This window comes from Pelomicrobium sp. (assembly GCF_036803785.1).
In the GTDB taxonomy this organism is placed as follows: Bacteria; Pseudomonadota; Gammaproteobacteria; order Burkholderiales; family UBA6910; genus Pelomicrobium.
Genome location: NZ_DAIRTR010000165.1, coordinates 1 through 5,467 on the forward strand (window position 1 = coordinate 1; position 5,467 = coordinate 5,467).

The 5,467-nt window shown below is 65.1% G+C and carries 5 protein-coding genes; 1 reads left to right on the forward strand and 4 read right to left on the reverse strand.

Going from position 1 to position 5,467, the window contains the following annotated elements:
- The 4 genes from carB to V7Q81_RS14230 form a co-directional block, all read right to left on the reverse strand.
- Positions 1 to 2,342 (reverse strand): carbamoyl-phosphate synthase large subunit (gene carB, locus V7Q81_RS14215; protein WP_333844543.1); only part of this gene is annotated, 2,342 nt, incomplete at its 3' end.
- A 3-nt stretch (positions 2,343 to 2,345) separates the two neighbouring features.
- Positions 2,346 to 3,527 carry a glutamine-hydrolyzing carbamoyl-phosphate synthase small subunit gene (gene carA / locus V7Q81_RS14220; RefSeq protein WP_333844546.1) on the reverse strand — a complete coding sequence of 394 codons (1,182 nt, stop codon included), beginning with the start codon at positions 3,525 to 3,527 and terminating at the stop codon, positions 2,346 to 2,348.
- A gap of 174 nt (positions 3,528 to 3,701) precedes the next feature.
- Entirely contained in the window at positions 3,702 to 4,508 is an 807-nt protein-coding gene (gene dapB / locus V7Q81_RS14225; protein ID WP_333844549.1) for a 4-hydroxy-tetrahydrodipicolinate reductase, read from the reverse strand.
- Positions 4,509 to 4,518: 10 nt separating this feature from the next.
- The gene (locus tag V7Q81_RS14230) at positions 4,519 to 4,896 is read right to left on the reverse strand and encodes an outer membrane protein assembly factor BamE (protein WP_333844551.1); all 378 of its coding nucleotides are present in this window, start codon (positions 4,894 to 4,896) and stop codon (positions 4,519 to 4,521) included.
- A gap of 75 nt (positions 4,897 to 4,971) precedes the next feature.
- Here V7Q81_RS14230 and fur point away from each other — a divergent pair, with 75 nt between their 5' ends.
- Positions 4,972 to 5,415: a ferric iron uptake transcriptional regulator gene (gene fur, locus V7Q81_RS14235; protein WP_333844554.1), complete on the forward strand. Its 444-nt coding sequence runs from the start codon at positions 4,972 to 4,974 to the stop codon at positions 5,413 to 5,415.
- Positions 5,416 to 5,467: the final 52 nt, after the last annotated feature.

The following is a 5,467-nucleotide window of genomic DNA, read 5'->3' on the forward strand; positions in this document are numbered from 1 at the left end:
ACCCCCGCCTGCTCGATGTGCTCCATGACGCCCCCCACCAGCACCCGATCCCCGTCGCTCACCGCGTCCACGTCCACCTCGATGGCATCGTTCAGGAACCGGTCCAGAAGCACTGGGGAGTCGTTGGACACCTTGACCGCCTCCCGCATGTAGCGGGCGAGCTCCCGCTCGTCGTGCACGATCTCCATGGCCCGTCCCCCCAGTACGTAGCTCGGGCGCACCACCAGGGGATAGCCGATTTCCTGGGCCAACCGGAGGGCCTCTTCCGGAGTGCGCGCGGTGCGGTTGGGGGGCTGGCGCAATCCCAGGCGGTGGAGCAAGGCCTGGAACCGCTCCCGGTCCTCGGCGCAGTCGATCATATCCGGGCTGGTACCGATGATGGGCACGCCGTTGCGCTCCAGCTCCCGGGCGAGCTTCAAGGGTGTCTGCCCGCCGTACTGCACCACCACCCCGAAGGGCTTTTCCACCCGCACAACCTCCAGCACGTCCTCCAGGGTGAGGGGCTCGAAATACAGCCGGTCGGAGGTGTCGTAGTCGGTGGAAACGGTCTCCGGGTTGCAGTTGACCATGATGGTCTCGAACCCGTCTTCCCGCAGCGCGAGAGCCGCATGCACGCAGCAGTAGTCGAACTCGATGCCCTGGCCGATGCGGTTGGGCCCACCGCCCAGCACCATCACCTTCTTGCGCTCGGTGGGTTCGGCTTCACACTCCTCCTCGTAGGTGGAGTACATATAGGCGGTGCGGGTCGCGAACTCGGCGGCGCAAGTGTCCACCCGCTTATAGACCGGATGGAGACTTAAGGCGTGGCGGCGGCGGCGCACCTCGTCCTGGGAGGTGCGCAGCAGCTTTGCCAGGCGGGCATCGGAAAAGCCGCTGCGCTTGAGCGTCAACAGTGCGGCGCGGTCCAGGTCCTTGAGCTCCTTGCCGGCAAGCGCCTGCTCCTGCCTCACCAGATCCTGGACCTGGGCGAGAAACCAGGGATCGATCCGGGAGAGTTCGTGAACCTTCTCCAGAGAAAGCCCGCAACGGAACGCGTCGGCCACGTAGAAAATGCGCTCGGCGCCCGGGTTGGCCAGCTCCGCCTCGATTGCGGCGAGATCGGTGCTCTTCTCCTCCAGTCCGTCGGCGCCGATCTCGAGCCCCCGCAGAGCCTTCTGCAAGGACTCCTGGAAGGTGCGACCGATGGCCATGACCTCCCCCACCGACTTCATCTGGGTGGTGAGCCGGTCGTTCGCCTGGGGGAACTTTTCAAAGGCGAAGCGGGGGATCTTGGTGACCACGTAATCGATGCTGGGCTCGAAGGAGGCAGGCGTGGCGCCACCGGTGATTTCGTTACGCAGCTCATCCAGGGTGTAGCCTACGGCCAGTTTGGCCGCCACCTTGGCGATGGGGAAGCCCGTGGCTTTAGACGCCAGGGCAGAGGAGCGGGACACCCGGGGATTCATCTCGATCACCACCATGCGGCCGTCGGCCGGATTGATGGCGAACTGCACGTTGGAGCCCCCGGTATCTACCCCGATTTCCCGCAGCACCGCGATGGCGGCGTCGCGCATGATCTGGTATTCCTTGTCGGTCAGGGTCTGGGCCGGGGCCACCGTGATGGAGTCCCCGGTATGCACCCCCATGGGATCCAGATTCTCGATGGAGCAGACAATGATGCAGTTGTCTTTGCGATCCCGCACCACCTCCATCTCGAATTCCTTCCAACCGATCACCGATTCCTCGATCAGCACCTCACGGGTAGGACTGGCGTCGAAACCCCGCTCGCAAATGGTGACGAATTCTTCCCGGTTGTAGGCGATGCCCCCTCCCGTGCCGCCCAGAGTGAAGGAGGGGCGGATGATGGCGGGGAAACCCACCATGGCCTGGACCTGCAGTGCCTCCTCCATGCTGTGGGCGAGGGCCGAGCGGGGCGAGGCGAGCCCGATGCGGTTCATGGCCAGCTTGAATTTCTCCCGATCCTCCGCCTTGTCGATTGCCTCCCGAGTGGCGCCGATCATCTCCACCCCGTATTTTTCCAGCACTCCTTCCCGCGCCAAGTCCAGGGCGCAGTTCAAGGCCGTCTGGCCACCCATGGTGGGCAGCAGAGCATCGGGGCGCTCAAGGGCGATGATCTTCTCAATGGTCTGCCAGTTGATCGGTTCGATATAGGTGGCGTGGGCCAACTCCGGGTCGGTCATGATGGTGGCTGGGTTGGAGTTGACCAGCACGATTCGATAGCCCTCCTCCTTCAGGGCCTTGCACGCCTGGGCCCCCGAGTAGTCGAACTCGCACGCCTGACCGATGACGATGGGACCGGCGCCGATGATGAGGATGGTCTGGATGTCGGTGCGCTTGGGCATGGCCTACCGGCAAGCCGCCACGTCGGTGGCAGTGGCAGCGATCTCCCGCTTGCCGCTTTTCCTGAGCGCCATCAAGGACACGAAGCGATCGAAGAGGTAATCCACATCGTGGGGACCGGGGCTCGCCTCCGGGTGTCCTTGGAAGCAGAAGGCCGGCCGGTCGCAAAAGGCGAACCCCTGGAGACTACCGTCAAACAAGGACACGTGGGTCACCTTGCAATGGTCTGGCAGGGTCGCGGCGTCTACCGCGAAGCCGTGATTCTGGCTGGAGATCATCACCCGCCCGGTCTCCAGGTCTTGCACCGGGTGGTTCGCCCCGTGATGGCCGAACTTCATCTTCACAGTCTTCGCACCGGCAGCAAGCCCCAGGAGCTGGTGGCCCAGGCAGATCCCGAACATGGGCACGCCCGTGTCCAGGAGCTGGCGGATCGCCTCGATGGCATAGGTGCAGGGCTGCGGGTCGCCGGGCCCATTGGAGAGGAACACCCCGTCGGGCTGAAGGGCCAGCGCTTCCTGTGCTGGCGTGCGGGCCGGGATCACGGTCAGGCGACATCCCCGGGATGCAAGCTTGCGCAAGATATTGCGCTTCACCCCGTAGTCGTAGGCCACCACGTGGAACTTGGCTTCGGGCGCCTTGGCGTAGCCGCTACCCAAAGACCACTCCCCCTCGTCCCAGGAATAGGCACTCTGACAACTTACCACCTGGGCGAGGTCCATGCCAGCCAAGCCCGGGAACGCCCGGGCGAGCGCCAGGGCCTCTCCCTCGTCCACGCGACCCGCCATCAGGCAGCCATTCTGGGCCCCCTTCTCCCGCAAGATACGGGTGAGCTTGCGGGTATCAATGCCGGCGATGGCCACCACATTCTGATCCCGCAGATACTCGGGCAGGCTCTGGATCGCCCGGAAGTTGCTGTAGAGGTGGGGCACGTTCCGGACCACCAAGCCGCTAGCGTACACCCGGTCCGATTCTCCATCCTCCGGGTTGACCCCGGTGTTGCCAATATGGGGATAGGTAAGGGTGACGATCTGCCGGCAATAGGAAGGATCCGTCAGGATTTCCTGGTAGCCGGTCATGGCGGTGTTGAACACCACCTCCCCGCTCGCCGTCCCTTCCGCGCCAATGGAGACCCCGTGGAACACAGTCCCGTCAGCAAGCACCAGCAAGGCAGGCGGGCGGGCGGACACGGGCGATTTCCAGGACACGGCGCAGGGGACACAAAGAAACGGGACGAGCGAAACGCCCATCCCGTTTTTCATGCATTATACGGGAAGGGGGGGGAGGCTTCAAATCAAGCTCCCCGCACAAGGAGCTACGGGGCCTTCGGTCTGCAAGCCCATCCGCCCCCACGGGGGCGCCTGTCAACGCAGGCCCAGCACGTCCTGCATATCGAAGAGCCCGGCAGGCCGCCCCGCGACGAAGCGAGCCGCCCGCAGCGCTCCTTGGGCGAAGGTGGCGCGGCTGCTGGCCTTGTGGCTGATTTCCAACCGCTCGCCGATTCCGGCGAAAATGACCGTGTGCTCGCCCACGATGTCGCCCCCCCGCACCGTGGCGAAGCCGATGGTCTTGTCGGGGCGCGCTCCCGTGATCCCCTCCCGCCCGTAGACGGCGCACTCGCGCAAGTCTCGGCCGAGGGCCTGGGCCACCACCTCCCCCATGCGCAGCGCGGTCCCCGACGGGGCGTCCACCTTGTGTCGATGGTGGGCCTCCACGATCTCCACGTCGTAGCCCTGGGAAAGCACCCGGGCCGCCAGGTCGAGGAGCTTGAGGGCCAGGTTGACGCCTACGCTGAAGTTGGGTGCCTGGACGATGGCAATGGTGCGGGCGGCGTCGGCAATCTCCCGCCGCTGAGCGTCGGTGAATCCGGTGGTGCCGATGACCAAGTTAACGCCCCGGAGGGTCGCGGCGCGCAGGTGCTCCAGAGTTCCTTCGGGTCGGGTGAAATCGATGAGCACCTGGGCGCCGTCGAGGGCCGCAGCCAGGTCATCGGTGACGCTCACCCCGTTGGGTGCACCGATCAGCTCTCCCGCATCCCGGCCGAGGACCGGGCTGCCGGGGCGGTCCAGGGCAGCGTGCAGGCGCAGATCGGGCGCCTCGGCGAGCGCCTCGAGCAGCGCCCGTCCCATACGCCCCGAGCTTCCGGTGATGGCGACGCGAATGGGCTCCATCGGGCTTACGCTAACGGGCCGCGGTCGCACCGTGGTAGGACTCGGTCACCGGCGCCTCACCCGGAGGCGCCGCCACCACGTCGCCCTCGACCCGCTTCAACCGATCCTCTTCGAAAATCACGGTAAGCTTGCGTTCCTCCACTAGCCGTCCCCGCTTCTCCAGCCGGTACACGTAATCCCAGCGCTGTGCGTGGAAAGGGTCGGCCACCAGGGGCGTGCCTAGGATGAACCTCACCTGCTCCCGGGTCATCCCGGGCTTGAGCCGAGAGACCATCTCCTGGGTCACCACGTTGCCCTGCTGCACATCCATGCGGTAAGGGGTGAGGCCGAGATAGCCGGAACAGGCGGCAAGCGCCAGGGCGAGGGGCAAGGGAAGGAACCGGCGCATCGGAAAGCGTGTCGTTTTCAACGGGACGAGAACGTTTTATGATACCCGAAAAGACGTTTGCACCGAGAGGATGCCATGAGCACGCCCGAGGCCCTGAAGACCATGGGGCTCAAAGCCACCATGCCGCGCATCAAGATCCTCAACCTGTTCGAGACCAGCAAGGTGCGACACCTCTCGGCCGAGGACGTCTACAAGCAGCTCATCGCCGAGGGCATCGACGTGGGCCTTGCCACGGTATACCGCGTGCTCACCCAGTTCGAGCAGGCCGGGATCCTCATGCGGCATCACTTCGAAAGCGGCAAGGCCGTCTACGAGCTGAATCAGGGCGGGCACCACGATCACTTGGTGTGCCTGCAATGCGGGCGGGTGGAGGAGTTCTACGATCCGGAGATCGAGCGCCGCCAGGTGAAGATTGCCAAGGAGCGGGGCTTTACCATCCACGACCACTCGCTGCACATCTACGCCGACTGCACCAAGCCGAACTGCCCGCACCTGAAAGCAGCAAAGCGCCCAGGCTGAAATGGGCCCGCGGGGTTTCCCCCTCAAGCCTCGCCCCGCACGACCTTGAGCA

What these genes read in the sequence shown, in the direction of transcription:
- dapB (WP_333844549.1), bottom strand. Translation starts at nt 4,508, where the DNA reads ATGGAGCCCATTCGCGTCGCCATCACCGGAAGCTCGGGGCGTATGGGA.
- fur (WP_333844554.1), top strand. Translation starts at nt 4,972, where the DNA reads ATGAGCACGCCCGAGGCCCTGAAGACCATGGGGCTCAAAGCCACCATG.
- V7Q81_RS14230 (WP_333844551.1), bottom strand. Translation starts at nt 4,896, where the DNA reads ATGCGCCGGTTCCTTCCCTTGCCCCTCGCCCTGGCGCTTGCCGCCTGT.